Source organism: Nocardia sp. Root136 (genome assembly GCF_001427185.1).
GTDB lineage: Bacteria > Actinomycetota > Actinomycetes > Mycobacteriales > Mycobacteriaceae > Nocardia > Nocardia salmonicida.
Window position 1 is genome coordinate 262,427 of sequence record NZ_LMFE01000008.1, and the last position, 26,005, is coordinate 288,431.

Genomic DNA, 26,005 nt, shown 5'->3' on the forward strand with positions numbered 1-26,005 from the left:
CTGATGCGGCCACCCGAAGGGCGGCACTCCCCCTCCCCCTTCCCTGTCCCTATTTCGTCACAGTGACGAAACTATTGGAGGTTCCCCGACGGCGCACCGCAACGCCGAACTCGAAGTGATGCGGTGCGCGACGAGGATCAGACGAGAACAGGGGTCAGGCGGCGTGATTCGGTGGCCTTTTCGGAGCTGGTCTCCGGGGCTTCGTCGGCGTCGGCGGTGAGGTACTTATCGGGCAACGACAGTTTCGCGATGGTGCGCAATGTCAGACCGTATTGCCGGACCAGGCTGCCGGTGGTGTAAGGCAGGCGATATTCGGCCGCCAGTTTGCGCACTTCACGTTGAATTTCGGGAAGTCGGTTGCTCGGCAGATCCGGGAACAAGTGGTGTTCGATTTGATGGCTGAGCGTTCCCGACAGAATGCGCATCAGGGGACCGACTTCGATATTGGCGCTGCCCAGGTATTGGCGCAGGTACCATTCGCCGCGAGTCTCGTTCTCGATATCGCGTTTGGTGAACTTCTCCGCGCCGTCGGGGAAATGCCCGCAGAACGTGATGATCTGTTCCCACACGTTCTTGGTGAGGTTGGCGGTGATGTTCGCGCGTACCGTCGATTTCCAGTTCCGCCCGGTCATCGCCGGGAAGATGACATAGTCCTTGAGCAGCTGCTTTCCTGCCTTCTGGGCGATTTCATCACGAGCTTCCCGGAACTTCTTCTTGTCCTTCTTGCCCGCCAGCACGCGCGGGATCTCCAGGTGGTACACGCACATGCCCAGTTCATAGAGCAGCGAGACCGGGACGAGGTAGACGAAGTTACCGAGGTGGTAAGGACGCCAGCGACGGTCGCGGGTGATGCGGAGCAGACCGTAGCCTTCATCGGGGTCCAGGCCGAGCACGTTGGTGAAAACGTGATGGCGGTAATTATGCGCTTCTTTCCAATGCGCGGCGGGCATGGAATGGTCCCATTCCCAGGTGGTGGAGTGGATTTCCGGGTCGTTCATCCAGTCCCACTGGCCGTGCATGACGTTGTGCCCGATCTCCATGTTCTCGAGCACCTTCGACAAGGTGAGTAGGCCTGTCCCCCACCACCAACTGCTTTTCCGACCCGAGTCGATCAGGACGAGTCGAGCGGCGATTTCGCACGCTCGCTGAACGCGGATGACAGTCTTGATATATTTCGCGTCGCGCTCGCCCAAGCTGGATTCGATCTGTCCGCGCAACGCGTCCAGGCGTTGCCCGAACTCTTCGATGTCGGTCGGCGAGAGATGTGTGTACGCCTCGACGTCAGATATAGCCATCTGCTGTGTTCAACCCCTGTTCCGGTGCCGCGCGCCGGGCGCGGTCCTGGTGAGGATACGAACTCGAGGGGTCGATGCGGTGCAGTCCGCGTTATTTAGTTAGACATAACAGACTGGTGTTCCGAATTGGGTGGTACTAGCTACTAGCCGTAGATCTTGTCCACCTCGGTGGCGTACTTCTTCATCACCTCTGCTCGCTTGAGCGACATCTTCGGCGTCAGTTCGCCGGTGGCCTCGGTCCAGTCGACGGGCAGAATGCGGACCTTCTTGATCGCCTCGGCATGGGACACCTTCTTGTTGGTGTCAGCGATGGCCGCGTCGATCTCCGCGACGAGGTCCGGGTTGTCGATCAGGGCCTCGTTCGTGGTGTCGGCGGGCAGGTTGTGGCTTTGCTTCCAGGCCGGGAGTACTTCGGGGTCGAGGGTGATCAGGGCGCCGACGAACGGGCGGCCGTCACCGACCACCATCGCCTGGCTGATCAGCGGGTGGGCGCGCAGGGAGTCCTCCATCAGTCCCGGGGAGACGTTCTTTCCGCCTGCGGTGACGATGATTTCCTTCTTGCGACCGGTGATGGTGAGGTATCCGTCGCGGTCGATGGTGCCGAGATCGCCGGTCTGGAACCAGCCGTCGGCGAAGGCGTCCTCGGTGGCCTGGGCGTTGCCCCAGTATTCGTGGAATACGACGGGGCCGCGCAGGAGCAGTTCGCCGTCGGCGGCGATCTTGACGGCGTGGCCTTCGGTCGGGCGGCCGACGGTGCCGACGCGGGTATCGGCCGGGGTGTTGACGGTGATCGCCGCGGTGGTCTCGGTGAGTCCGTAGCCCTCGTAGATCGGGATGCCGGCACCGCGGAAGAAGTGACCGAGCCGAGCGCCCAGCGGTCCGCCACCGGAGACCGCCGCCTCGCAGCGTCCGCCGAGCGCCTGGCGTAGTTTGCGGTACACCAGTGTGTCGAACACGGTGTGGCGCAGTCTGAGCGCGAGACCGGGTCCCCCGGTGTCCAACGATTCGCTCCACGCGATGGCGGTCTCGGTGGCCAGGTCGAAGATCTTGCCCTTACCGCCGGCGTGCGCCTTCTGCTTGGCGCCGTTGAAGACTTTCTCGAACACTCGCGGCACCGCGAGGATGAAGTGCGGTCGGTAGCTGCCGAATTGGTCGACGAGTGTCGACCAGTCGGAACTGAACGCGACGACCACTTTGGCATCGAGCGCTGCCAAGGTCACCGCTCGTGCGAAGACGTGGGCGAGCGGCAGGAACATCAGTGTCTTGTTGCCCTGGGTGACGAACTCGCCCAGGGCGATGCGGTCGGATTTCGACTCGGCGTAGAGGTTGCCGTGCGTGAGAACGACGCCTTTGGGGCGGCCGGTGGTGCCCGAGGTGTAGATCAGGGTTGCCGGGGCGCTCGCCCCGACATCGGCTCGGCGGGTGTGGACGGCCGCGTCGTCGAGGTGGGCGCCGCGAGTGGTCAACTCCTCGACGACGCCTTTGTCGATCTGGAGGATTTCTCGCAGCTCGGGCAGTGCGCGGTCGTCGATCTCCTCGATGATCGCGCGGTGTTTGTCGCTGTCGACGATGAGCAGTGTCGTCGCGGAGTCCTGCAGGATCCACGTCGCCTGCTCGGCGGCGGAGCTGTCGTAGATGGCGACGGTGCAGGCGCCGGTTGCCCAGATCGCGTGGTCGAGCACGACCCATTCGTAGCGGGTGGGTGCCATGATGGCCACGCGGTCGCCGGGTTCGATGCCCGAGGCGATGAGGCCCTTGGCCACGTCGGTGACCGTTCGTGCGAACTGGGCCGCGGTGATGTCGGTGAGTCCGCCGCTGCCGTTCGAGACGTTGAACAGCACCGTGTGTGGCGAGTGTTCGGCGTGCAGGAACACGCTGTCGGAATTGTTCGCGTGTTCCGGAATCGTGTAGGAAGCCGGGGCTTCGAACTCAGGCATCACAGGGGCCCTTCCACGTGGGTTGATCAGTTATCGCGCGGGCGCGTGCTCGATGCCGAGACGCAGCAGTCCGCGCAGGTCGTAGGCATTGGTGGCCACCGCACCGACGACCAGGCCGATCGCGAGTCCGGCGAGGGTCATCGACAGGCCCTGTGCCATGCCCGCTTCGAGGTGTCCGTCGAAGAACAGGATGGCGCGCACGGACAGGTAGATCTGATGCATGGGTTCGAAGGTGGCCATGTCGGCGATCCAGCGCGGTGTCGCCTCGAGCGGGATGGTGCCCGAGGACGACGGGATGCCGAGCACCACGAACACGATGAGATTGATCATCAGGCCTGCCGTGCCGAAGGCGGCCATCACCGACAGGGCGGTGACCGCGATGGCGGCGATCGCCAGTGTGCCATAGAGAAACAGCATCAGTGGTCGCTCGATCGACATGTTCAGCAGGGTGCCGACGCCGAGGAACACTCCGGATGCCAGCGGGGCGCTGATCGTGGCGATTGCCCATTTCACGAGCAGGGTGCGCCATCGGCTGATCGGGGCCGGGGCGGTGGTCTTGTGCCATGGGCCGTATTCGGCGGGGATGTAGCCGAGGGAGGCGTCGACCAGCGAGTTGATCATCATCGCGCCGCTGAATCCGACGATCAGCAGCACCAGGGTGTAGAAGAACGCGGCCAGGCCTTGGCCGGTGCCTTCGGGCAGTGGGTGGTAGGCGCTGACCATGACGTCGATCGGCTCGGTGAGTTGCAGCTGGGCCGCGCCGCTGAGTGGGGTGGCGCCGATAGCGGCGTTGACCTGCTCGGCGAGTTGGGCGCCGACGGTGCTGTTCACCTGTGTCATGGCTTGGTCGGCGACGGTGTTCATGATCTGTGCGGCGAGAGTGCCTGCCCGTGGATTGGTGAGCACGGAGATGATCGGCTGTTCGACCTGGCCGGGGACGATCGATGCGGCGCCGAGGATGGCGACGCGCTTGGTGAAGTCGCCGGGGATGACGATGGCGCCGTACACCTCGCCGTTCTGCAGCTGTCGCTGGGCTTCGTTGATGCCGAGTGGGCGCAGGTCGATCTTGTCGGCGGGGATGTTGTCGCTCAGCGCCGTGGTGATCTGTGCGCCGATGTTGGTGGGTGTACCGCCGACGGTGTCGCCGACGTCCTGGTTGACCAGGGCGATCGGGAAGTCGTGGAGGTGCTTCTCGGGGTCGGCGGTGTAGCCGAGGTACATGGTGCCCAGCAGCGCCGCCAGGATGGTGACCAGGGTGATCGGGGCCAGCCATTCGCGGATCGGCATGGTGCGCTGCTTGCGGGTGGGCGCGGTGTTGTCAGTCATGGCAATCGTCAATGTAGTCAGCGACAACAAAGTAGTCAACGCAAACATTGGGCGGACGTCGGATATCCTGCTCGTACCATGTCCCTGCACACCCCGTACCACCACGGCGACCTCCGCGCCGCGCTGCTGACGCGCGCCGAGGCGACACTGCGCGAGGCCGGTGTGGACGGGCTGTCTCTGCGTCAGCTGGCCCGCGACACCGGTGTGAGCCATGCGGCGCCGAGTCGGCATTTCCGCGACAAGCAAGCGCTCCTCGACGCACTCGCCGTGACCGGGCTCGAACGCCTCGGCGCCTGTTTCGAACAGGCCGTGATCGAAGGACCCATCACGGCACGCCTACAGACCGTCGCCTATGCCTACCTGCGATTCGCCGTCGACAACCTCGAGCTCTTGCCGCTGATGTTCGCGCGCCGAAACAACTCCACCTCCGCCGATCTCCAGCAGGCCGCCGACCGGGCGTTCGCGGTGCCGATCACCCTCATCGCCGAAGGTCAGGCCGCCGGCGAGATCGTGGCGGGTGACCCGAAACGGCTCGGTGTCACCGCCCTGGCCGCCCTCCAGGGGTTGGCTACCTTCGTCGGGTCCGGCTATACCGCCGACTACGACTCCGAACAGCTGCTCGACGACCTGGTCCGGCACCTCACCCTCGGCCTGCTCCCCCGGTCCTCCCCCAGCTGACGATCACAGCCCTCGACGACTGCTCAATTGGATCCGGCCAGGACTACGGGCCGACCGTTGCGCGGCTGGGTGGGTCGATTGCTGTGCGGGAACAGCGCGCGGTAACTGTCGACATCGCGGATTGCGACCGGCGCGGGGTGGCGCAGCACGATCCATTCCACGCCTTCGGTGCACGGGGGCGTGGTCAGGGAGCCCTGGTAGCGGAACTGGGCGAGGTCGGCCGGGAGGAACTCGCGCGGGTCGACAGTGGTGACAGCGCGGGTGAGGCCTGCGCGGTCCGGGGCCGCGGTGAGTATGCGACTCAGCGGGGTGGGGTCGGTGTGCGCGTTCAGGAGGACCGCGAGAACAGCCAGCCGGCCAGATTGGGCGGTGTGGACGAAATGCAGTTCCATGGCGGTCTCGGCGCCGTCGACTGTGTGCTCGCTGGGGAGATGGAAGTGGAATTGGGTCAGGGTGAACGGGGTTCCGTCGACGACGATGCGGTTGCCGGAGTCCGCTGGGGCGCCCACCTGAACGGTGTGTCCGTTGTTGAGCAGGTCCACCGAGGGGATGGGGCGGTAGTCGATCTCGATGTGGTCGGACGGATGTAGTTCGGTGGGGCTGTCCAGGTCGATCGGCGATTGGGCGTGGCCGACTCGGCAGGCCGAGTAGCCGCGGTCGAGGTCGGCCCAGTGCTCGGGGCCCTCGGCGTCGTAGTCCCAGTGCGGCTTGCCCGTGGTGGCCGCGACCGAACCGCCGCAACCGGCGGCAGCGAGCAGTGCCAGTGCGGCGAGTGCGCCGCGGCGGGTGATGACGGGGCTGAGGTCTGTGTGACGAATCGGCACCGGTGTAGCTCCTTGCCATGATTCTGCCGTCGGCCCGGATGTACACGTCCCGGGACGGCAGGGTGCGCGCGTCGAAATCAGCGAGACGTCCACCGAACCGAGAATGTCCGGTTTGCACCGAATATTCTTCTAGTGCAGTCGATTTCGCTCCTGCGCGGGGTCTCAGGCTATGCCTGTCGTCATCGCGGAGAACAGACTCGAGGGCGGCGAGATACGTCACATCGGTGGTGGCCGCGCCTCGAGGTAGACGCCTAGGGTCGGATCATGATCGAGATTCCAGAGGCCTTCGCCCACGAAACGATCGGTCGCGAAGGCGAACCTGGGCGGGCATGGATCGCGGCACTGCCCCTCCTGGCGGAGGAGTTGCTGCGACGGTGGTCGTGCACCCCCGACGGACCGGTCATGCACGGCCACGTCGGGATCGTCATACCGGTACGGCGGCCGGATCTGCCGCCCGCGGTCGTCAAGGTCTCGTTTCCGCACCCGGGCAATGTGTTCGAGCCGGACGCGTTCGCCACCTGGAACGGACGAGGTGCGGTGCACTTGTTCGACCGCGATGACGAGCGGTTCGCGATGCTGCTCGAGCGCACAGGACCCAAGACTCTGGCCGACGTCACCGACTTCGACGAGGCAGTCGGCATACTCGGGCAGCTGTCGCACCGCTTGGCTGTCGACGCCTCTGCCGGGCTACCGCGCTTGAGCGACCTGGTCGCCGACTGGGCCGACGAGATCCGCACGACGGCCGCCGAACTGGGCGACCCACTCCCCTGCCGCGTTCTGGATGCCGCGGCCGAGACCTTGCGCGACCTCGGTCCGGGGCAGCCCGAGACCCTCGTCCACGGCGACCTCCATGATGCGAATGTACTGGCGGGAGAACGAGAACCCTGGCTCGCGATCGACCCCAAGGGGTATGTCGGCGACCCCGCCTACGACACGATCACCGTCCTTCGCAGCTACCGGTTCGCGCCGCTACTGTTCGCCGCCGATCCGGGCGCCGGTATCCGTCGCGGACTGGACTTGTATTGCGAGGCAGCGGGAATCGACCGTGATCGTGCCCGTCGGTGGGCGCAGGTGCGTGCGGTCAAAGCTGCGCTCTGGGGACGGCGTCACGGTGATCCCGACTGGTTGACCCGAGCGACCGATCAGCTGGCCGAGATTCTGTTGTGAGGGTGATTTCGTGATCGACGGACCCCAACGAATTCTTCAAGCGGGGTTGCTCGGCCAGTTCTTTTCCATCCACTGGTCCGGCTTGGGGTGGGCGGTGAAGCCGTAAGGGCGGTACATGTCGTGGGCATCGCCGGTAGCCAGGGCCATGCGGCGCAGTCCCCAGTCGTCGGCGTCGGCCATGATCCGGTCCAGCAGGAGTTTGCCGACGCCTTTTCCGCGCTGGTGACGGTCTACGTAGACGTCGGAGAGCCAGGCGAAGGTGGTGCGGTCGGTGACCAGGCGGGCGAAGGCGATCTGGGAACCGTCGTGGAACACGCTGTAGGGCAAGGAGTTCTCGACGACGCGGCGGACGCGTTCGCGACTGCGGCCGAGGGCCCAGTAGGCGTCGGTCGACAGGCGGTGGTGGAGCCAGTCGAGATCGACGGCGGCGGGATCGGTGGAGATCTCGAGCATCGGTCCAGGGTAAGCGCGGCCGGGCTCAGGGTGAGCCCGGCCGCACAATGTCAGGCTCCGACGTAGGTGGCCAGGTGTTCACCGGTGAGGGTGGAGCGCGCCTCTACGAGCTCGGCGGGAGTGCCTTCGAAGACGATGTGGCCGCCGTCGTGGCCCGCGCCGGGGCCCAGGTCGATGATCCAGTCGGCGTGAGCCATCACGGCCTGGTGGTGTTCGACGACGATGACGGACTTGCCGGATTCGACGAGCCGGTCGAGCAGGCCGAGGAGCTGTTCGACGTCGGCCAGGTGCAGGCCGGTGGTCGGTTCGTCGAGGATATAGGTGCCGCCCTTGTCGGACATGTGGGTGGCGAGCTTGAGGCGCTGGCGTTCGCCGCCGGACAGGGTGGTCAGTGGCTGGCCGATGGTGAGGTAGCCGAGGCCCACTTCGGTGAGGTGGGTGAGGATCTTGTGGGCGGCAGGGGTACGGGCTTCGCCGTCGCCGAAGAACTCACGGGCTTCGTCGACGGGCATCGAGAGCACTTCGCTGATGTTCTTGCCCGCGAAGGTGTATTCGAGGACTTCGGCCATGAACCGTTTGCCCTCACACACTTCACACATGGTCGACACGCCGGCCATCATCGCCAGGTCGGTGTAGACCACGCCGGCGCCGTTGCAGTTGGGGCAGGCGCCCTCGGAATTGGCGCTGAACAGGGCTGGTTTGGCGCCGGTGGCCTTGGCGAACGCTTTGCGGATGTGGTCGAGCAGACCGGTGTAGGTAGCGGGGTTGCTGCGGCGCGAGCCCTTGATCGGGGTCTGGTCGATGGAGATGACGCCTTCGTCGATCGGGATCGAGCCGTGCACCAGCGAGCTCTTGCCCGAGCCCGCGACGCCGGTGATCGCCACCAGAATGCCGAGGGGGATGTCGACGTCGACTTTGTCGAGGTTGTTGGCGGTGGCGCCACGAATCTGCAAGGCGCTGGTCGACTTTCGCACCGAGTCCTTGACCGAGGCGCGGTCGTCGAAGTGGCGGCCGGTGACGGTGTCGCTGGCGCGCAGCCCGTCGACGGTGCCTTCGAAGCAGATGGTGCCGCCCTTGGAGCCGGCGGCGGGGCCGAGGTCGACGATGTGGTCGGCGATGACGATCGTTTCGGGCTTGTGCTCGACGACGAGCACGGTGTTGCCCTTGTCGCGCAGGCGCAGCAGCAGGTCGTTCATCCGCTGGATGTCGTGCGGGTGCAGGCCCGCGGTGGGTTCGTCGAAGACATAGGTGACGTCGGTGAGCGAGGAGCCGAGGTGGCGAATCATCTTGACGCGCTGGGCTTCACCGCCGGACAGGGTGCCCGAGGGGCGCGACAGCGACAGGTAGCCGAGGCCGATCTCGACGAACGAGTCCAGGGTCTGGCGCAGCGACTCGAGCAGCGGCGCCACCGACGGGTCGTCGACTTCCTTGACCCATTCGGCGAGATCGGTGATCTGCATGGCGCAGGCGTCGGCGATGCTGATGCCGTTGATCTTCGACGATCGGGCCGCGGCGGACAGTCTGGTGCCCGCACAGTCGGGGCAGGTACCGAAGGTGACGGCGCGTTCGACGAAGGCGCGCACATGCGGTTGCAGCGAATCGATGTCCTTGGACAGCATCGACTTGCGCAGTTTGGGGATGAGTCCTTCGTAGGTGAGGTTGATGCCCTCGACCTTGACCTTCGTCGGTTCCTTGTACAGCAGGTCGGCGAGCTGTTTCTTGGTGTACTTCTTGATCGGCTTCGCCGGGTCGAAGAAGCCGGAACCCTTGAAGATGCGGCCCATCCAGCCGTCCATGCTGTAGCCGGGGATCTTGAACGGGCCCTCGTCGAGGGAGAGGTTCTCGTCGTAGAGCTCGGTGAGGTCGATGTCGTTGATCTGGCCTTTGCCCTCACAGGTGGGACACATGCCGCCGGTGATGGCGAAGCTGCGGCGTTCCTTGACGGTGACACCGTTCTTCTCGACCTCGACAGCGCCCGCACCACTGATCGAGGCGACGTTGAAGGAGAACGCCTGCGACGACCCGATGTGGGGGTCGCCGAGGCGGCTGAACAGAATGCGCAGCATCGCGTTGGCGTCGGTGACGGTGCCGACGGTGGAGCGTGGGTCGGCACCGAGGCGGGACTGGTCGACGAGGATGGCGGTGGTCAGGCCCTCGAGTACGTCGACGTCGGGGCGCGCTTGGCTGGGCATGAAGCCCTGCACGAACGCGCTGTAGGTCTCGTTGATCAGGCGCTGCGATTCGGCGGCGATGGTGCCGAAGACCAGGGAGCTCTTGCCGGATCCGGACACGCCGGTGAAGACCGTCAGCCTGCGCTTGGGGATCTCGATGCTCACATCGCGCAGGTTGTTGACCCGCGCGCCGTGCACGCGGATCAAATCGTGGCTGTCGGCCGGCTCTATGGTGGTGCCGGTCTTCTTGGCCGTGCTCATGGGTCTCCCTCGATCAGTCGACATCGCCGGATATCGAATCTACCGGCGCGGTGGCTTACTTGGTCTGCTGGATGCGGACCATATTTCCGGCGGGGTCGCGGAAGGCGCAGTCGCGCACACCATAGGGCTGATCAGTGGGTTCCTGGACGACCTCGATGTCTCCGGCCTGCAGCTTTTCGAACAAACCGTCGAGGTCGTCGGTGGCGAGGTTGATACCGGCGTAGGTGCCCTTGGCCATCATTTCGCTGATGACGCGACGTTCGTCGTCGGTGAGGCCGGGGTCGGCGGCCGGTGGGTGCAGCACGATCGAGGTATCGGGCTGGCCGGTGGGGCCGACGGTGATCCAGCGCATCCCGTTGTAGCCCACATCGTTGCGCACCTCGAAGCCGAGCGCGTCGCGGTAGAAGGCGAGCGCGGCATCGGGGTCGTCCTGGGGCAGGTAGCTCTGGTGAATGGTGAGGTTCATGCCGACCACGCTAATTGTCGGCCGGAGCGGAAGCTTCTCGATTCCTGATCGGTCTGGTCACCTTCTTGACCACGCACGACGGCATGCCCGCGGTCTGTTCGTCCTGCTGCTGTTTGTAGACGCTGGGCGGTACGCCGACGAGTTCGGTGAAGCGGGTGCTGAAGGTGCCCAGTGAGGACGAGCCGACCGCGAAGCAGACGTCGGTGACGCTCAGGTCGCCGCGGCGCAGCAATGCCATGGCGCGTTCGATGCGGCGGGTCATCAGGTAGGAGTACGGCGATTCCCCGTAGGCGAGGCGGAATTGTCGGCTGAGGTGCCCGGCCGACATGTGGACGCCGCGGGCGAGCGCTTCGACGTCGAGGGGTTGGGCGTATTCGCGATCGATGCGGTCGCGCACGCGACGCAGCAGCGCTAGGTCGCGCAGGTGCTGTGGTTTCGCGGGGGTGCCGGTCACAGGGGCGATCGTCCCACGTCGGGTGGTATTTACGACAGCGGCCGCCCACGTCGGGTGTGCAGGACCCCGTCGAGTTCGGCACGGAAGTGCGGGCAGGTGCGGAAGTCCTCGGCATCGCACTCGAGCACATGGGTAACGGCGTCGAGGGCGGCGCGGGTGCGGGCGATCTGGTCGGCGAGGCGGTCACGATGGGCCTCGAGCACCTCGCGGCGGGTGGCGAGGTCGGGAGCGCGGGTGAACAGGATGGCGAGATCGTCGAGGGACAGCCCGGCTTTCTTGCCGAGGACGATCATCGCGACGGTGTCGATATCGGTGCTGCGATAGTGGCGGCGTCCGGCCGAGTCACGCGGTGGGCAGAGCAGCCCACGGTCTTCCCAGTGGCGGAGCACGTGGGGCGCCAGACCGAACCGTGTCGCCACCGCACCGATCGTGGTGTGTTCCTCGGCCATCCGCCGAGCCTATGCGGTGACGCGGTAGCAGGTGATCAGGGCGACAGGATGCCATGGCAGGCGCACTGTTTCGGTGTCGACCGCGCCGAAGACCGCGCCGAGTGCGTGCCGGATCTGCCGGGTTCGCGAGAAGCGGAAGTCATAGATCCCGGCGCCGCCGCCGGGTCGCAGCACTCGACGCAGTTCGGTGACCGCGCCCGGCAGGTCGGGCCATTCGTGCATGCTCAGGCTCGACACGGCGAAGTCGATGCTGGCGTCGGGGTGAGGCAGCTCGGCGACGTCGGCCACCGCCAGCTCGACCGGGTGCCCGGCGAGGGTCCGGCGGGCGATCTCGATCATGTGCGGGGACAGGTCTATTCCGTGCAAGTGTAGGTCGGGCCGACGAGTTGTCAGGTGCGACAACAGCTTTCCCGGACCCGTACCGAGATCGACGACGGTGGCCGAGGTGGTGGTGCTGGTATCGATGTCGGTGGCGATCCGGCGATACAGGCCGGTGAGCAGTCGGGTCGCGCGCCGGTCGTAGCCGAGGCTCTGTTCGTATCCGAAGGTGGTCATGAGACCACCGTGCTTGCTCAGGTCGACCTGAAGTCAAGCTCTTCGGTCGGGCGGACCGCCGCGGCGCGACCGGGCGCTCGCTGGAACTGCCAGTACAGGTTCGTGTGAGCGATGACGTCTTCGGGTTTCGGTGCGCCCCACCGGGTTTTGTCGCCGGTGGTGTGCGCGTCGCCGACGAGGGTGACGTCGTAGCCGCGCACGAAGGCGCCGTGGATGGTCGAGCGGATGCAGGCGTCGGATTCGGCGCCGGTGACGATCAGGTGACCGGCACCCACAGCGGCGAGCAGCCCCTCGAGCTCGGTGTCTTCGAACGAGTCGCCGTAGCGCTTGTGAACCAGCGGTTCGGTGTCGGCGCGGGTGAGTTCGGGGACGTAGCGCCAGGGATCGCTCTCTTCGACGAGGTCCTCGGAGGAGTGCTGGATCCAGATGATCGAGATATCGGCGTCGCGGGCACGCTTGACAAGGGCGGTGATGTTCGCGACGACCTCGTCGCGACGGGGCGCTTCGTCGACGACACCGTTCTGGACGTCGACGATGAGCAATGCGGTGTTCGGACGGTCGGGAAGCGTGGTCATGGCGAAATCCTTGGAGTCGGTCAGAGCGGGCGCAGGACGACGATGCCGGGGACGGTCCGAAGGTAGTCGATCAGCGGTGTGTCGACGACCTGGTTGTTCGCGGCGAGGGAGGAGGCGTTGCGGAAGACGGGACCGGTGGGGGTTTGAACGACGAAGCCGACATGGGTGACATCGAGGCCGACCTCGGGGGTGTAGGCACCGAGGTAGTCGCCCGTGCGCAGCGCGCCCGACACTGCCCCGTCGACAGCGCCCGAGGGGATGTGGGTGACGGCGCGGTCGATTACGGGGACGCCGGGCAGGTAGGTGCTGCCGTCGGCTTTGGCGTTGAGGTGTTTGGTGGTGGTGACGGCGGCGGGGCTCAGACTCGCGGTGATGTCGGTGGCCGCCAGGCGCTCCCGGGTGGCCCAGTCGGTGAAGAAGTGCTTGCGCTGGGCGAATTCGACCCGGCCGTCGATATAGCGGGTGGCGATCAGGTTGGTGAGGAACTGGTCGCGGTCGGTGGAGCGGGAAGCGGCGTCGATGTAGTCGAGGTAGGTGAAGCAGTCCACCCGGCGCAGATCGACGACGAGCTGTTCGGGTTCGGTGGCCGAGCCGATCAGCATGTTGGCCCCGTAGGGGGTGCCGAGCAGGCGTGCGGAGAGCCGTTCGATGAGTTCACCACGGCTGAGATCGCCCGATTCGGCGCGCACGCTGAGCAGTTCGTCGATCTTGCGTGTGGTGGCCTCATCGACCGACGGAGCGGCCGAGGCCGGTGCGAGCGCGCACACGAGTGCGGCGAGCACGAGCAGGATCCGGACGATGATGCGCAAGAAGCCTCCAACTGGCCACGGGTCGATCGGTGCGAGCGCTGTCCACCGTAGCGGAGTCGACCGACACGATTGATGTCTCGGCGTTCCCCTGGTGTTCGCGTACCGTTGTCGCAGGTAGTCCGTGTTCGCGGCGAGTTCGCGATGGGGTTGCTCCCCCCGGGTGTCGTGGATGTGGTTCGTGCGAACGTCGACCGTTGGCCCGTCCGGGCGGAAGGGATGCCGAAATGCGTGCGTTGACAGTGATTCCCATGCAGAAGCAATCGCTGCGTGTGGAGGATGTCCCCGATCCGGTCGTCGGTCCCGGCGAACTGCTCGTCGACGGGATCTCGCTGGGCATCTGCGGCACCGACCGCGATATCGCGCAGGGCAACTACGGCTGGCTGCCACCGGGCAAGCCACGGATGGTCCTGGGGCATGAATCGCTGGGCCGGGTGAAGACCGCGCCCGAGGGCAGCGCGTTCGCCCCCGGCGACCTCGTGGTCGGGATCGTGCGCAGGCCGGATCCGGTGCCGTGCGGGGCATGCGCGCGCGGGGAGTGGGACATGTGCCGCAACGGAATGTACGTCGAGCGCGGGATCAAGGAGATCGACGGCTACGGGTCGACGGCCTGGGTGGTGCGCGAGGACTTCGCGGTGCGGCTGGATCCGGCGCTGGAGAAGGTCGGGGTGCTGTTGGAGCCGACGACGGTGGTCGCCAAAGCGTGGGATCAAATCGAGAAGATCAACCACCGCGCCTGGTTCGATCCGCGCACGGTCCTGGTCACCGGCGCCGGGCCGATCGGGTTACTGGCGGCGTTACTCGGCCGACAGCGCGGCCTGGACGTGCACGTCCTCGATCGCACCAGTGGCGGGACGAAACAAGAGCTGGTCGAGGCGTTGGGCGGCACCTTCCACACGGCGACCGCGGCGGCGGTCGCGGAGGCGATCCGCCCCGATGTGGTGATCGAGGCGACCGGTGCGCCCTCGGTGGCCTTGCAGGCGATGGAGATCGACAACCCGGGCGTGATCGTCTGTTTGACCGGAGTGTCGACGCCCGGTGTCGACACCGATGTCGATGTGGGCGGGTTGAACCGCAATATCGTGCTCGACAACGCGCTGGTGTTCGGTTCGGTGAACGCGAACCGCCACCACTACGAACAGGGCGCGCAGGCGCTGGCCGAAGCCGACGAGTCGTGGCTGGAACGGTTGATCACCCGGCGACTGCCGCTGGATCGGGCGATCGAGGCGTTCGATCCGGGTGGGTCCGATATCAAGGTCGTCATCGACCTGGCCTGACTCCGGACACCGCGGCGGTCAGTTGCTCGCCGCGGACTCGGTGGCGGGGACCGCGCAGCCGTCGGGACCACAGGTCTCGCCGTCGGCGATGAGCTGAGGGGCGGGTCGATCGTTCCAGGCGGTGTTCAGCGCCCGGGTGAACGTTTCGGCGGGTTGGGCGCCGGAGACCGCGTATTTGCCGTCGAAGACGAAGAACGGGACACCGGTGGCGCCGAGCGCGGCGGCTTCTGCTTCGTCGGCGCGGACCGCGTCGGCGTAGGCGTCGGGGTCCGCGAGCACCGCACGCACCGAGGTCTCGTCCAGGCCCGCGCGCACGGCCAACGCCACGAGACGTTCGGTGTCGCCGAAGACGGGTTCGGTCTCGGCGAAGTTGCCCGCGTAGAGCGCGTCGAGCATGGCTTCCTGTTTGCCCTGGTCGAGAGCGTAGTGCAGGAGCCGGTGCATATCGAAGCTGTTGCCGGAGTCGCGGCCTGCGGTCTGGTAGGGCAGACCCATCGCCGCGGCCTGAGCGCCGATGCCGCGTTCGTTGGCGGCGGCCTGCTCGACGGTGATGCCGTATTTCTCGGCGATCGCCGGGATGACCGGGCGCGTGGAACCGGCGGGAAGCGTCGGATCGAGTTCGAAGGACCGGTGCACGACTTCGACGTCGTCACGGTGCGCGAAGTCGGCCAGGGCTTGTTCGAAGCGCGCTTTGCCCAGGTAGCAGAACGGGCAATTGATGTCGGTCCAGATCTCTACTCTGGTGGACAAGCGGGCCTCCTGCGGCGCATCACGGGGTGCGGCGGTGGTCCGCCGGACGGTACTGGACAGGCGTTCGAATTCGGGGTGTGTAACGCCGGCGATGAAGCCGCTATTCCCTGGCGCGTCCGGGCACGACGGGACGAGCACGAAGGACATCGATGGGGTTCGAACAGCGGAGGGGGTGGGTGCAGATGCCCGAAGGACTGGTGGTGCCGCGCGCGCTGGGCGGGTTGTGGGCGGTGCGCCACGCACAGAGCGAGGCCAATGTGTGGTTCGCCGACCCGGCGACCGGACAGCGGCCGATGCGCGGGACCGACTCGGCGGTGGAATTGACCGCGCACGGGCAGTGGCAGGCGCAGCGTCTCGGCGACTGGCTGGCGGGGTTGTCCGGTGTGCAGCGGCCCACGCTGGTGGTCTGCTCCCCCTACCTGCGCACCCGAGTCACCTGGGCGGTGATGGCCGAGGCGGCCGCCACCCGCAACCGGCAACTACGCCCGATCCGCACTCTGGTCGACGAACGGTTGCGTGATCGGGAGATGGGGGTGTTCGAACTGCATCCGTACCGGGCGATCCGGCGACGCGCACCCGAGGAGGGTGCGCGCCGTGAACTGGTCGGCAACTGGGTGTATCGCCCGCCGGGCGGGGAATCGCTGGCCGATGTGGCGTTGCGGGTGCGCAGTTTCCTCGACGAGCTGGATGTGGTGGCCGCGGGCGAGCAGGTATTGGTGGTGACCCACGATGCGGTTGTGGTGTCGTTGCGCTACATCCTCGACGGACTCGGCGCGCCGGTGCCGGATTCGCTCGAGCCGGTGCCCAACGCGTCGGTGTCACAGTGGCGGCGCGAGGGCTCGCGCCTGGCATTGCGGGTGTGGGGCGCGGTCGAGCACCTCACGACCGACGAGCAGACACGACAGGGCTCCTGGGACGAACAGGCTGGTTGAGGCGGCGCCAACGGACTGACCGGTTCGTGGATGACAGAATGCGCGAGTGGATGTCGCAATCGGTCTGGTTGTCCTCATCGGCTCGGCGACCGCGCTGGCGGCGCTGGCGCGGCGATTCGGGGTGTCGGAACCGCTGGTGCTGACATTGGCCGGCGTGGCCGCGTCGTATCTGCCGATGGTGCCGCAGGTGCATCTCGAGCCGGAGGTGGTGCTGCTCGGTTTGTTGCCGCCGTTGCTCTACACCGCCGCGCTGCGCACGTCGCTGGTCGATTTCAAGGACAACCTGCGCACCATCGCGTCGCTGTCGGTGGGGCTGGTGCTGTTCAGCACGTTCGCGGTGGCGTTGGTGGTGTGGTGGTTGCTGCCGGTGCCGTTCGCGGCGGCGGTCGCGTTGGGTGCGGTGGTCGCTCCCCCGGACGCGGTGGCCGCGACCGCGGTGGCACGGCGCACCGGGATGCCGCGCAGCATCGTGACGGTGCTCGAGGACGAGTCGCTGTTCAACGACGCGACCGCGCTGGTGGCATTGCGTTCGGCCATCGCGGCGATGGCCGGTGCGGTGACGGTGTGGCAGGTGGGCGGCGATTTCCTGCTCGCCGCTGTCGGTGGCGGTGTCATCGGGGCCGTGGTGGCGGCGGCGCTGGCGATGTTGCGCAGGCGGATCACCGATCCCGTGCTGGATACCTCGGTCTCGCTGCTGGCCCCGTTCGTGGCGTATCTGCCTGCCGAGCATTTTCACGCTTCCGGCGTGATCGCGGTGGTGACGTGCGGGATGATCCTCGGACACGGCGCGCAACGATGGCAGGGGGCGGCCTCGCGCGTCGCCGAGACCACCAATTGGCGCACCATCCAGTTCATTCTGGAGAGCGCGGTGTTCTTGATCATCGGATTGCAGGTGCGCTGGATCGTCGAAGGTGCCTGGCACAGCGGGTTGGATCACGGCACTCTCGTCGTGGCGGCGGTGGGTGTGCTGGCCGCGGTGATGCTGGCTCGCCCGGTGTGGGTGTTCACGCCGGTGTTGGTGGCCAGGCTGTTCGGGCGCGCGAGCGAGCCGTTGAGTCACGCGGCGGTGGTGTCGTGGGCGGGGATGCGCGGGGTGGTGACCTTGGCGGCGGTGTTGTTGCTGCCCGAATCGACACCGCAGTTGCCTGTCTTGGAATTGCTCGCGTTGGTAGTGGTGGGTGGCACGCTGCTCGTTCAGGGCAGTTCGTTGCCGTGGCTGGTGCGGTGGCTGCGGCTGCGCGGGCCGAGCCGCGAAGAGGACGCGCTCGCCAAAGCTGCTCTGCTCCAACAGGCTTCGACCGCGGGCCTGGCCGAACTCGATCGCCGGATCGGCCCGAACACCCCCGAGCCGGTGATCGAGTCGCTGCGCCAGCGACTGGTCTGGCGTTCCAACGCCGCGTGGGAACGGTTGGGCCGCCCCGAGGCGGAACTGGTGACACCGACCGCGGAATACCGGCGGCTACGGCTGGCGATGCTGGCTGCCGAACGCGACGCGGTGCTGAAGGTTCGCGATGCGGGAGCCGTGGATTACGAAGTGCTGCAACACGTGCTGGCCCGGCTCGATCTCGAGGAGTCGATGATCGACCGCTTCGACGAACGGGACGAAGCGCGCGGGGTCGAAACGCTGTCGACCGCAGCCGGTGCGCTGGGGTGCGCGCATCTCGACGAGGCTCCGCTCGTGCTGGAGCCACCTGCTGGTGAGCTGGTGTGCCAGACGTGCCTCGATGAGGGTCTGCGCTGGGTGCATCTGCGAATGTGCACCGACTGCGGGAACATCGGCTGCTGCGAGAGCTCGATCGGCAACCATGCCGACGCCCACTTCCGCACCTCGACGCATCCGGTGATGCGCAGTGTGGAGCCGGGCGAAGCGTGGCGCTGGTGCTACGTGGACCAGCTGCTCGGATGACCCGGCTGCTCGGTCAGCCGCGGTGGGAGTAGATCAGGCGGGCGTACTCGGCGAGCAGGTGGTCGAGTTCGGTGGGTTCGCCCGCGGCGGCGAGCTGTTGGTAGCCGATGATCATGGCCATGCCGAATTCGGTGACGACGGTGGCGGTGGCCGTGTCGTCGACGACGCCGTCGATCACGCGGTGCACGGTGCGCCGACGTGACTCGTCGACGCGCTTGACGGTCACGTGTACCGATTCGTCGTTGGCCGCCCAGGCGCGCAACGCGGCCTCGGCGCCGTGTTCGAGTCCGCTGGCGAGCACCGACATGGCGCGCACGTCGGCGTCGGCATCACCGTGGCCGACATCGAGCGCGCGTAGCTCGACCATCTGACGGTTCTCCCAGTGTTCGAGCAGGGTGTCGACAAAGCCCTGCCAGGAGCCGAAGTGGTGATAGAACGAGCCACTGGTAACACCGAGGCGACGGCAGAGCACCCCGATGTTGAGACCTTTGAAACCGAACTCGGCGAGCACCGCCACCGCGGTGTCGAAGTACTGCTCCTTGGTGACCACTCGGGACATCGCGATGCCGTTCTGTTCGTGCGGGCAGGGCCGAAGAATCCGAACAGTACCCCATCGTATCGAGCCCTCGCGCGTACGTAAGGTTGTCTACGCTGTGTCACAACCGGCCGATTTGACGACGAAATGCCAAGTGGTGGAACGAAATACGTGCACAGCGGCCTGAAAGTGCATCCGAATGGAATAGCGGAGCGCACGCTCTGTAAACTATTGTTCATGCCGAGACCGCGCACTCACGACCCGCAGACGGTTCTGGACGCCGCCGAAAAGCTCGCGGCCCGTTCCGGACCCGCCGCTGTCACGGTGCGCGCAGTCGCCGCCGCTACCGGAGTATCCAATGGCGCGCTCTATCACACATTTCAGTCTCGCCAGGTTGTGCTGGCGCGCACCTGGTTACGCGCCGCGCACCGATTCCTCGCCCTGCAGTCGGCCGACATCGACCGCGCCGTCGCCGCACCCGACCCCGAGACCCGTATCGATGCGGTCCTCGACGCCGCGCAGGCCCCGGCGCGGTTGGCCGAGCACCACCCCGACTCCGCGCGCCTGCTGCTGCTCGTCGATCGTGCCGAACTGCTCGCCGGTGACATCCCGCCCGCTCTGGCACAGGAGATCGCCGACACCGAGAAGGCACTCGTCGCCGCGCTCAACCGGCTCGCGCGTGCCCTGTGGGGTCGCGCCGACCGGCGCGGCGTCGCCACCGTCACCACCTGCCTGGTAGATCTGCCCACCGCGCTGCTGCTGCGCCGCGACCGGCTCACCGATCCCCTGGCCCGCGCACAGCTGCGTGCTGCCGTGCGGGCCGTCCTCGACCTCGGTCCCCACTGAAAAGGAAACCCCGTGCCCACACTGCGCCACCATGATTCGATCGCCGTGCTCGACCTCGGCGACGGCGAGAACCGCTTCTCCCCCGACTTCCTCATCGAAGCGCAGAGCCACCTCGACACCGTCGTGGCCGAGGGCGCGCACGCGCTGGTGACCACCGCGACCGGCAAGATCTACTCCAACGGCCTCGACCTGGACTGGCTCACGGCCAACGGCGACCGGGCCGCCGAATACGTCGCAGCGGTGCATACTCTGTTCGCCCGGGTGCTCACCTTGCCGATGCCGACGGTCGCCGCGATCGGCGGACACGCCTTCGGCGCGGGTGCGATGGTGGCCATGGCCCACGACTACCGGGTGATGCGCGCCGACCGCGGCTACTTCTGCTTCCCCGAGGCCGACATCCGCATTCCGTTCACCAACGGCATGGCCGCGCTCATCCAGGCGAAGGTGCCCCCCAAGACCGCCGTCGCCAGCATGACCACGGCGCGGCGCTTCGGTGGCGCCGACGCACTGGCGCTGGATCTGGTCGACGCCACCGCCGCTGAAGGCGAAGTCCTCGATGCCGCACTGGCTTTGGTCGCACCGCTGGGTGGCAAGGATCAGACCACGATGACCGCGATCAAATCGGTGATGTTCGCCGATGTCCTCGACGCGCTGCGCGGGCGGGACTGATCACGGCAGCCGGGGGCCCTTGCCCAGGTAGATGTCGCCACGGTCATCGCTTGCCCAGCCGCCCCCGGTGTAGTCACCGAGCACGAAACACGCGTGGCAGAACTGCTTTCCGAACACCGTCAGGTAGATGCTGCGGTAGGAGCTGATCGCCCGCATCTTCACCGACTTGTACGCCGCCTGTGCCGGCGGTTGGGCTTCGAGGAACGCGTAGCGACGGAAATCGGCCACCGGTTCGGTGGAGAAGCGGATCAGCCCGAGACGACTGAGGTTGCCCAGGTAGTGGTGGTCACGGTCGGGCAGCGCGCACCCGGCCATCGCCGCGATCATGTTGATGCCGTCGGCCAGCCGTTGCGAGCCGATCCCGAACGGCGCCTTGGTGCGGATGTCGATCGCGGGCTGCGGTCCGGCGACGGCGAGGAACCGCAGGATCCGGGCTTCGTCGGGTGTCAGGTCGTGCAGGATCGGCACGAACGACGGGTGCAGGTCGCGCGGTTGCTGCGCGCAATCCCAGCCCTCGGTGATCATCGCGTCGCCCATCGCCTTGAGATCGTCGGCGTCGACCTCGGTTTCGACCGGGCCGTAGACGCCGGTGGCGGTGCTGGACAGACCGAGCGCGCTCAACGCGGCGCGACGGAACAGATCAACGCGTTCGTCGAAGATCTGCGATATCGGTTCGCCCGAGCGGAGGTCGTCGACGAGATCGGTGGCGGTGTGCACCGCACCCTTGGTCACCGCGCCGACGATGTGGCGCAACGACTGTCCCGCGATCCGCGCCAAGCCGAGCAGATCGGTGGGGATGCCGGGTTCGCGATCGGGGGTGGGCTCGATGCTCATGTTCATACTCCGAAGATCAGCAGGTGGAGGGCACCGATGCAGGCACCGAGCACGCCACCGTGCAGATACAGCAGCCAGGCGTCCTGTTCGATGGCGGTGTAGAGCATTTCGACGAACTCCTCCGGCGGCAGTTCGCGCAGCTTCTCGGTGGCGAGCCGGTCGACGCTGGCCGCGGTGGACTGGGAGAACTCGATGTCCTCGACCAGCCACGGCTTCATCTCGGTGGCCAGGTTCGCGCCTGCGGTGGCCTGGATGGCGTCGAAGTGGCGTGGCCCGATCGCGAGTCGGGTCACCGAGCGCAACGGGCCGAGGATCCGATCGATCTCGGCCTCGAGGAAATGGGCGATCACCGCGCGGGTCTTGTCACCGCTGGGCCCGTCGAGCAGTTGCTCGGCGACGACGTCGAGGGTGACGATCTGATACCCGATCGCGTGCCCCAGATCCGCCGCGGCCTGGTACTGCCGTTTCGCGAATTTCGCGACCCGCCACGGATACCGGTAGCGCGGCTGCGGCACGGAGGGTTCGAACACCACCTTGATCGCGATGATATTGACCAGCACACCCACCATCGCGCCACCGGCGAGCACCCATGCCCACGCGGGCAGGAAGTGCAGGATGTCGTAGAGCCAGCCGGGGAGCGAGATCACCGCGGGGCTGTCGCCGTGGGGTGAGCTGTAGTGCAGCAACGACAACCACAGCGCCACGATGACCCCGAACGGGAACCCCAGCACCCCGCTGCGGATCATGAAGCGCAATTCCGGGGCGCCGAGCCCGTAGATCACGTCCTTGAGCAGTTCGGGCCGACGGCGCAGATAGCCCACGACCATCAGCTTCACATCGAGGAGCTGGTCGATGTTCTCGCCGATGAAGTCGAACGCGCGATCGGTGATCGCGGGCAGTTCGGCCTCCACCCGGGTGTAGATGGCTTCGCGTGCGCGCGGCGGCATGTCGGCCCACAGTCGCGGGTGCTCGGCGTCCATGATCGAGTCGACCATCGAGCGCACGTTCGGCAGCGCCACCAGCGCGACCTGCTCGGAGATCTTGCGCGGATCCATCTGGTCGAAGAAGTCCTTGGCGGTGCCGATCTTGGCGACCGCGTTGTCGACCATCAGGCTCGCCATCTTCTCCGAGCGCGCCGGAATGAAACCCTGGAAGCCGAGGATGCCGCCGGGGGCGAAGGTCGGCAGGATCTGCACTTTGCGCGGCAGCAGCGGAAAGATCGTTTTCAAGCCCGGCACGTAGAAGCCGGTGAAGCGCACCGGCGCGAACAGCATGATCACCCCGGTCCAGTTGGTGATCAGACCGGCCATGGCGCTGAAGATCGGAATGGTGATCATGTCGACCCAGAACTTGCTCAGACCGGTCGTCTTCTCCCAGTCCAGCAGGCCGAAGAACCCCGCCGCCTCGATCTCAGCATTCATCCGGCGTCCACTCCGTTGTGTGGCGAACATCGCGCGTACGGACATCATAAGCGACCGAACTCCGCGTTTCGGGCAAGTTCAGCCGTTACCCGCTAAACCGGAGCAAACATCGAATCGGGACCGGATTCGGCGTTCTCGCGAACTCGACGCGACCTGATTCGTGGGCCGAAGAATCAGTGCGTGGTGTTGACCAGCAGCAGGTTGGTGTCGATGTCGTGGGTGACCTTGTTGGCGACCGAGCCCAAAAGGCGTGCGGGCCCGCTCATTCCGCGGTTGCCGATCACGACGAGGTCGTATTTCCAGGCCGAGTTGCAGATCGCCTCTGCCGCGGGGACCCCGGTGAGGACGTCACGCCCGAACAGTTCCGGGTCCTCGACCGCCAGTTGAGCTTCCACGTCGATCAGGGTGTCGACACCGTCCTGGTCGACTTTGGCGGAGGTCACCAGGAACGGGCGCGCGGCCAGGGCCAGTGCCAGGTCGTAGCCGCGACGGACCGCGGTCAGCGAACTCGCCGATCCGTCGGTGGTGAGGCCGACGGTGGTCCAGCGTTTGGGAACCTTGCTCGTGAACACCACATCGGTCTGACTGTGGTGGGACACGTGATTGGCTGTCGAGCCGAGCAGACGCGCCTTGGAACTACCCAGGCTGCCCCCACCGATCACGAGCAAGGTCTCGGGTTCGCGTTCGGCGATCTCGAGCAGTAACGCGCCTGCCGCGCCGTCGAGTTCGATGCCGACGACCTCGTCCACACCGGCTTCGAGGAGCGCTTCGGCGGCCGTACGCGTGTTGTCTTCGGCCCATTCGGCATCGGTGCCCGATTTGCGCCCCGCGTCCTTCCACACGCTCACCGCGGTCACCGGAATACCAAGGCGCACCGCGAACTCCCCCGCCACCGCTACCGCCGTCTGCGCGGACTCCGAGCCGTTGGTTCCCACGATGATGTGCTGGTAGCACCCCATGTGACGCTCTCCGATCGACGGCAGGTCAGCTGCGCTGTGGCCCACAGTATAAGCGCAGCACACTGCGGGCAACCGGCACCGATGGGCACGCCGCTCGGTGCTACCGGTTCGCCGGCGCCGACGGCAGTGACAGGCGTTTGAGATGCAAGGCGTTGAGGGCCACGATCAGGCTGGACCCCGACATGGCCATCGCCGCGATCTCCGGGCGCATGGTCAGACCCCACGGAGCGAAGACACCGGCCGCGATCGGCAAGGCGAGGCCGTTGTAACCGACTGCCCACCCCAGGTTCTGGTGTTCCTTGTGGACGGTGCCACGGCCGATGCGCAGGGTCGTCGACACCGCGTACGGGTCCGAGCGCATGAGCACGACGTCGGCGGTCTGGATGGCCACGTCGGTGCCCGCGCCGATGGCGATACCGAGGTCGGCGCGGGCGAGGGCGGGCGCGTCGTTGACGCCGTCGCCGACCATCGCGACTTTCTGGCCGCTGCGTTGCAGATCGGCGATCCGGTCGGCCTTGTCTCGGGGCAGGACATCGGCGATCACGGTGTCGATGCCGAGATCGTGGGCGATCCGTTCGGCGGTGCCCTTGTTGTCGCCGGTCAGCATGATCACGCCGACGCCGAGCTCGTGGAGCGCCCGCACGGCGTCGGCGGCGGTCGGGCGTGGGGCGTCGGCCAGCGCGATCACCGCTTGCGCGCGCCCGTCGACGGCGACCAGGACGGCCGTATGGCCCGAGGTCGCCAGCTCGTCACGATGTTTCGCCAATTCGCCCAGTGCGATGTGGTCGGCATCGAGCAGGCCGCGGTTGCCGACGATCACCTGCTGCCCGTCGACGGTGGCCTTCGCGCCGCGCCCTGCCACGTTCAGGAAGTCGGTGGCCGAAGGAATCTGTACGCCATGGGCTTTCGCGTAGTCGACGACGGCTCGGGCGAGGGGGTGCTCGGAGTCGAGTTCCACCGCCGCGGCCAGTGCCAGCACCCTGTCGGTAGCCACGCCGTGCGCGGTGATCACGTCGGTGACCTCGGGTCTGCCCTTGGTGAGGGTGCCGGTCTTGTCCATCACCACCACGTCGATGCGCGCGGCGTCCTCGAGTGCTGTCGCGTTCTTGAACAGCACACCGCGTGCGGCGCCCAGCCCGGTGCCGACCATGATCGCCGTCGGCGTCGCCAATCCCAACGCGTCCGGGCAGGTCACCACCACAACGGTGATCGCGAACAGCAGCGCCTCGCTCAACGACGCGCCGACGAGCAACCACACCACCAGCGTGGTCAGGCTGCCCAGCAGCGCGACCAGCGTCAGCCAGAAGGCCGCCCGGTCGGCCAGTCGCTGGCCCGGGGCCTTCGAATTCTGTGCCTGCTGCACCAGTTCGACGATCTGGGCCAGGGCGGTGTCGGAACCGACCTTGGTGGCCTTCACCCGCAGGCTGCCGGTGCTGTTGATGGTCGCGCCGATCACCGGGGAGCCCGGTTCCTTGTGTACCGGCATGCTCTCGCCGGTCACCATCGACTCGTCGACTTCGCTGGAGCCCTCCAGCACGGTGCCGTCGACGGCGATCTTCGAGCCGGGCCGCACCAGCAGCACGTCACCGACTCCTACCTCGGCGGTCGGCACCTCGGTTTCCTTACCGTCGTGCAGCACCACAGCTTTCGGTGGCGACAGGTCGAGCAGGCTCGTCACCGCGTCTCCCGCACCGCTGCGGGCGCGCATCTCGAACCAGTGCCCCAGCAGCACGAACGTCGCCAACATCGTGGAGGCCTCGTAGAACACCTCACCGCCACCGGTGAACGTCACAGCCAGCGAATAGAGCCATCCCGTGCCGATGCCCACCGAGACCAGCACCATCATGTCCAGCGTGTGGGCCCGCAACGCCGCCCGTGCCCCGGTGAAGAAGATGGTCGAGGAGTAGAAGATCACCGGCAGGCTCAGGACCAACATCCAGATATCGGCGCGCAGCCCGAACGGAGTGGGCAGATGCAGGCCGAGCATGTGCGTGGCCATCGGCGACCAGAGCATCACCAGGGCGGAGAACACGAGCGCGACGAGGAACCGATTGCGCATGTCGCGGGCCATGTCGTCCATCGACATCGACGCGTGCCCGCCGTGCGTGTGTGTCGCCTGCGGCTGGTCGCCCGCCGGTGCCGGGTGGCCCGAGGACTCGACATGGTGCGGCGTGGTCGGCTCGCTCGTCGGGTCGCAGACGTGGCTCGGCACGGAGCGTCCCGCGCAGTGGTAGCCACAGTCGCGGACCCAGGTGCGCAGATCGGCGACGGATGTTCGCGTGGGATCGTAGGTGACGGTCGCGGTTTGGGCGACGGGGTTCGGGTCGACGGCGAGTACGCCGGGACGGTGGCGCAACCCGTTGGTGAGTACCCCGTGGGAGCTGGCGCGCAGTTGCCCGCCCACGTGCAGGACGGTCGTAACGGAGGCCGGTTGATCCTGGGGCATCGCCGCTCCTGTC

The 26,005-nt window shown here is 66.7% G+C and carries 25 protein-coding genes; 7 read left to right on the forward strand and 18 right to left on the reverse strand.

Going from position 1 to position 26,005, the window contains the following annotated elements; genetic code table 11:
* Positions 1-137: 137 nt before the first annotated feature.
* From ASD42_RS22345 to ASD42_RS22355, 3 genes are all read right to left on the reverse strand, one after another.
* The gene (locus ASD42_RS22345) at positions 138-1,295 is read right to left on the reverse strand and encodes a fatty acid desaturase family protein (RefSeq protein WP_063893701.1); all 1,158 of its coding nucleotides are present in this window, start codon (positions 1,293-1,295) and stop codon (positions 138-140) included.
* 143 nt (positions 1,296-1,438) lie between these two features.
* Positions 1,439-3,232, reverse strand: a complete 1,794-nt coding sequence (locus ASD42_RS22350) for an AMP-dependent synthetase/ligase (RefSeq protein ID WP_056819879.1) — start codon at positions 3,230-3,232, stop codon at positions 1,439-1,441.
* A gap of 30 nt (positions 3,233-3,262) precedes the next feature.
* Entirely contained in the window at positions 3,263-4,558 is a 1,296-nt protein-coding gene (locus ASD42_RS22355) for a YhgE/Pip domain-containing protein (protein WP_235569775.1), read from the reverse strand.
* 78 nt (positions 4,559-4,636) lie between these two features.
* Between ASD42_RS22355 and ASD42_RS22360 the strand changes: the two genes are divergently transcribed.
* Positions 4,637-5,236 carry a TetR/AcrR family transcriptional regulator gene (locus ASD42_RS22360; RefSeq protein ID WP_056819882.1) on the forward strand — a complete coding sequence of 200 codons (600 nt, stop codon included), beginning with the start codon at positions 4,637-4,639 and terminating at the stop codon, positions 5,234-5,236.
* A gap of 23 nt (positions 5,237-5,259) precedes the next feature.
* Here ASD42_RS22360 and ASD42_RS22365 read toward each other — a convergent pair whose 3' ends face one another.
* On the reverse strand, positions 5,260-6,060 hold the full coding sequence (locus ASD42_RS22365) for a carbonic anhydrase (RefSeq protein ID WP_235569776.1): 801 nt from the start codon (positions 6,058-6,060) through the stop codon (positions 5,260-5,262).
* 264 nt (positions 6,061-6,324) lie between these two features.
* Between ASD42_RS22365 and ASD42_RS22370 the strand changes: the two genes are divergently transcribed.
* On the forward strand, positions 6,325-7,227 hold the full coding sequence (locus ASD42_RS22370; protein WP_056819885.1) for an aminoglycoside phosphotransferase family protein: 903 nt from the start codon (positions 6,325-6,327) through the stop codon (positions 7,225-7,227).
* Between the two features lie 36 nt (positions 7,228-7,263).
* Here the strand turns inward: ASD42_RS22370 and ASD42_RS22375 are convergent, their stop codons facing one another.
* Genes ASD42_RS22375 through ASD42_RS22410 form a run of 8 tightly spaced genes read right to left on the reverse strand, consistent with a single transcriptional unit; the run spans position 7,264 to position 13,420 of the window.
* Entirely contained in the window at positions 7,264-7,680 is a 417-nt protein-coding gene (locus tag ASD42_RS22375) for a GNAT family N-acetyltransferase (protein ID WP_056819888.1), read from the reverse strand.
* A gap of 50 nt (positions 7,681-7,730) precedes the next feature.
* A complete protein-coding gene (locus tag ASD42_RS22380) occupies positions 7,731-10,112 on the reverse strand; it encodes an ATP-binding cassette domain-containing protein (protein WP_056819892.1) in 2,382 nt (793 codons plus the stop codon).
* A 55-nt stretch (positions 10,113-10,167) separates the two neighbouring features.
* On the reverse strand, positions 10,168-10,578 hold the full coding sequence (locus tag ASD42_RS22385) for a VOC family protein (protein ID WP_056820461.1): 411 nt from the start codon (positions 10,576-10,578) through the stop codon (positions 10,168-10,170).
* 10 nt (positions 10,579-10,588) lie between these two features.
* A complete protein-coding gene (locus ASD42_RS22390) occupies positions 10,589-11,032 on the reverse strand; it encodes a helix-turn-helix transcriptional regulator (protein WP_056819895.1) in 444 nt (147 codons plus the stop codon).
* A gap of 29 nt (positions 11,033-11,061) precedes the next feature.
* Positions 11,062-11,481: a MerR family transcriptional regulator gene (locus ASD42_RS22395; RefSeq protein ID WP_056819899.1), complete on the reverse strand. Its 420-nt coding sequence runs from the start codon at positions 11,479-11,481 to the stop codon at positions 11,062-11,064.
* A 9-nt stretch (positions 11,482-11,490) separates the two neighbouring features.
* Positions 11,491-12,036, reverse strand: a complete 546-nt coding sequence (locus tag ASD42_RS22400) for a class I SAM-dependent methyltransferase (protein WP_056819902.1) — start codon at positions 12,034-12,036, stop codon at positions 11,491-11,493.
* 17 nt (positions 12,037-12,053) lie between these two features.
* Positions 12,054-12,611, reverse strand: a complete 558-nt coding sequence (locus ASD42_RS22405) for an isochorismatase family protein (RefSeq protein WP_056819905.1) — start codon at positions 12,609-12,611, stop codon at positions 12,054-12,056.
* 20 nt (positions 12,612-12,631) lie between these two features.
* Positions 12,632-13,420 carry a DUF1460 domain-containing protein gene (locus ASD42_RS22410; RefSeq protein WP_056819908.1) on the reverse strand — a complete coding sequence of 263 codons (789 nt, stop codon included), beginning with the start codon at positions 13,418-13,420 and terminating at the stop codon, positions 12,632-12,634.
* Between the two features lie 248 nt (positions 13,421-13,668).
* Here ASD42_RS22410 and ASD42_RS22415 point away from each other — a divergent pair, with 248 nt between their 5' ends.
* Complete coding sequence (locus tag ASD42_RS22415; RefSeq protein ID WP_235569777.1) at positions 13,669-14,694, forward strand: glucose 1-dehydrogenase; 1,026 nt, start codon at positions 13,669-13,671, stop codon at positions 14,692-14,694.
* An 18-nt stretch (positions 14,695-14,712) separates the two neighbouring features.
* Here the strand turns inward: ASD42_RS22415 and ASD42_RS22420 are convergent, their stop codons facing one another.
* Positions 14,713-15,444 (reverse strand): DsbA family oxidoreductase, encoded by a 732-nt coding sequence (locus ASD42_RS22420; protein ID WP_056820464.1) that lies wholly within the window; start codon positions 15,442-15,444, stop codon positions 14,713-14,715.
* 182 nt (positions 15,445-15,626) lie between these two features.
* Here ASD42_RS22420 and ASD42_RS22425 point away from each other — a divergent pair, with 182 nt between their 5' ends.
* Entirely contained in the window at positions 15,627-16,376 is a 750-nt protein-coding gene (locus ASD42_RS22425; RefSeq protein ID WP_056819915.1) for a histidine phosphatase family protein, read from the forward strand.
* A 46-nt stretch (positions 16,377-16,422) separates the two neighbouring features.
* Positions 16,423-18,282: a Na+/H+ antiporter gene (locus tag ASD42_RS22430; protein WP_056819919.1), complete on the forward strand. Its 1,860-nt coding sequence runs from the start codon at positions 16,423-16,425 to the stop codon at positions 18,280-18,282.
* Between the two features lie 13 nt (positions 18,283-18,295).
* Here the strand turns inward: ASD42_RS22430 and ASD42_RS22435 are convergent, their stop codons facing one another.
* The gene (locus ASD42_RS22435) at positions 18,296-18,841 is read right to left on the reverse strand and encodes a TetR/AcrR family transcriptional regulator (RefSeq protein WP_056819923.1); all 546 of its coding nucleotides are present in this window, start codon (positions 18,839-18,841) and stop codon (positions 18,296-18,298) included.
* 213 nt (positions 18,842-19,054) lie between these two features.
* Here ASD42_RS22435 and ASD42_RS22440 point away from each other — a divergent pair, with 213 nt between their 5' ends.
* Both ASD42_RS22440 and ASD42_RS22445 read left to right on the forward strand, forming a co-directional pair.
* Complete coding sequence (locus ASD42_RS22440) at positions 19,055-19,663, forward strand: TetR family transcriptional regulator (protein WP_056820467.1); 609 nt, start codon at positions 19,055-19,057, stop codon at positions 19,661-19,663.
* 12 nt (positions 19,664-19,675) lie between these two features.
* Positions 19,676-20,332 (forward strand): enoyl-CoA hydratase-related protein, encoded by a 657-nt coding sequence (locus ASD42_RS22445; protein ID WP_056819928.1) that lies wholly within the window; start codon positions 19,676-19,678, stop codon positions 20,330-20,332.
* On the opposite strand, the gene ASD42_RS22450 is transcribed toward ASD42_RS22445, so the two are convergent.
* The 4 genes from ASD42_RS22450 to ASD42_RS22465 form a co-directional block, all read right to left on the reverse strand.
* Positions 20,333-21,166: an Abi-alpha family protein gene (locus tag ASD42_RS22450; protein ID WP_056819929.1), complete on the reverse strand. Its 834-nt coding sequence runs from the start codon at positions 21,164-21,166 to the stop codon at positions 20,333-20,335. It lies immediately after the preceding gene.
* 2 nt (positions 21,167-21,168) lie between these two features.
* Positions 21,169-22,587, reverse strand: coding sequence for a hypothetical protein (locus ASD42_RS22455; protein ID WP_056819932.1), 1,419 nt, complete (start codon positions 22,585-22,587; stop codon positions 21,169-21,171).
* Between the two features lie 173 nt (positions 22,588-22,760).
* Positions 22,761-23,546, reverse strand: coding sequence for a universal stress protein (locus tag ASD42_RS22460; protein ID WP_056819937.1), 786 nt, complete (start codon positions 23,544-23,546; stop codon positions 22,761-22,763).
* Between the two features lie 100 nt (positions 23,547-23,646).
* Positions 23,647-25,992 (reverse strand): heavy metal translocating P-type ATPase, encoded by a 2,346-nt coding sequence (locus tag ASD42_RS22465; protein ID WP_056819940.1) that lies wholly within the window; start codon positions 25,990-25,992, stop codon positions 23,647-23,649.
* Positions 25,993-26,005 lie beyond the last annotated feature (13 nt).

What these genes read in the sequence shown, in the direction of transcription:
- ASD42_RS22345 (WP_063893701.1), bottom strand. Translation starts at nt 1,295, where the DNA reads ATGGCTATATCTGACGTCGAGGCGTACACACATCTCTCGCCGACCGAC.
- ASD42_RS22425 (WP_056819915.1), top strand. Translation starts at nt 15,627, where the DNA reads ATGCCCGAAGGACTGGTGGTGCCGCGCGCGCTGGGCGGGTTGTGGGCG.
- ASD42_RS22465 (WP_056819940.1), bottom strand. Translation starts at nt 25,992, where the DNA reads ATGCCCCAGGATCAACCGGCCTCCGTTACGACCGTCCTGCACGTGGGC.
- ASD42_RS22440 (WP_056820467.1), top strand. Translation starts at nt 19,055, where the DNA reads ATGCCGAGACCGCGCACTCACGACCCGCAGACGGTTCTGGACGCCGCC.
- ASD42_RS22415 (WP_235569777.1), top strand. Translation starts at nt 13,669, where the DNA reads ATGCAGAAGCAATCGCTGCGTGTGGAGGATGTCCCCGATCCGGTCGTC.
- ASD42_RS22350 (WP_056819879.1), bottom strand. Translation starts at nt 3,232, where the DNA reads ATGCCTGAGTTCGAAGCCCCGGCTTCCTACACGATTCCGGAACACGCG.
- ASD42_RS22435 (WP_056819923.1), bottom strand. Translation starts at nt 18,841, where the DNA reads ATGTCCCGAGTGGTCACCAAGGAGCAGTACTTCGACACCGCGGTGGCG.
- ASD42_RS22360 (WP_056819882.1), top strand. Translation starts at nt 4,637, where the DNA reads ATGTCCCTGCACACCCCGTACCACCACGGCGACCTCCGCGCCGCGCTG.
- ASD42_RS22395 (WP_056819899.1), bottom strand. Translation starts at nt 11,481, where the DNA reads ATGGCCGAGGAACACACCACGATCGGTGCGGTGGCGACACGGTTCGGT.
- ASD42_RS22405 (WP_056819905.1), bottom strand. Translation starts at nt 12,611, where the DNA reads ATGACCACGCTTCCCGACCGTCCGAACACCGCATTGCTCATCGTCGAC.
- ASD42_RS22375 (WP_056819888.1), bottom strand. Translation starts at nt 7,680, where the DNA reads ATGCTCGAGATCTCCACCGATCCCGCCGCCGTCGATCTCGACTGGCTC.
- ASD42_RS22460 (WP_056819937.1), bottom strand. Translation starts at nt 23,546, where the DNA reads ATGGGGTGCTACCAGCACATCATCGTGGGAACCAACGGCTCGGAGTCC.
- ASD42_RS22385 (WP_056820461.1), bottom strand. Translation starts at nt 10,578, where the DNA reads ATGAACCTCACCATTCACCAGAGCTACCTGCCCCAGGACGACCCCGAT.
- ASD42_RS22370 (WP_056819885.1), top strand. Translation starts at nt 6,325, where the DNA reads ATGATCGAGATTCCAGAGGCCTTCGCCCACGAAACGATCGGTCGCGAA.
- ASD42_RS22455 (WP_056819932.1), bottom strand. Translation starts at nt 22,587, where the DNA reads ATGAATGCTGAGATCGAGGCGGCGGGGTTCTTCGGCCTGCTGGACTGG.
- ASD42_RS22400 (WP_056819902.1), bottom strand. Translation starts at nt 12,036, where the DNA reads ATGACCACCTTCGGATACGAACAGAGCCTCGGCTACGACCGGCGCGCG.
- ASD42_RS22355 (WP_235569775.1), bottom strand. Translation starts at nt 4,558, where the DNA reads ATGACTGACAACACCGCGCCCACCCGCAAGCAGCGCACCATGCCGATC.
- ASD42_RS22450 (WP_056819929.1), bottom strand. Translation starts at nt 21,166, where the DNA reads ATGAGCATCGAGCCCACCCCCGATCGCGAACCCGGCATCCCCACCGAT.
- ASD42_RS22380 (WP_056819892.1), bottom strand. Translation starts at nt 10,112, where the DNA reads ATGAGCACGGCCAAGAAGACCGGCACCACCATAGAGCCGGCCGACAGC.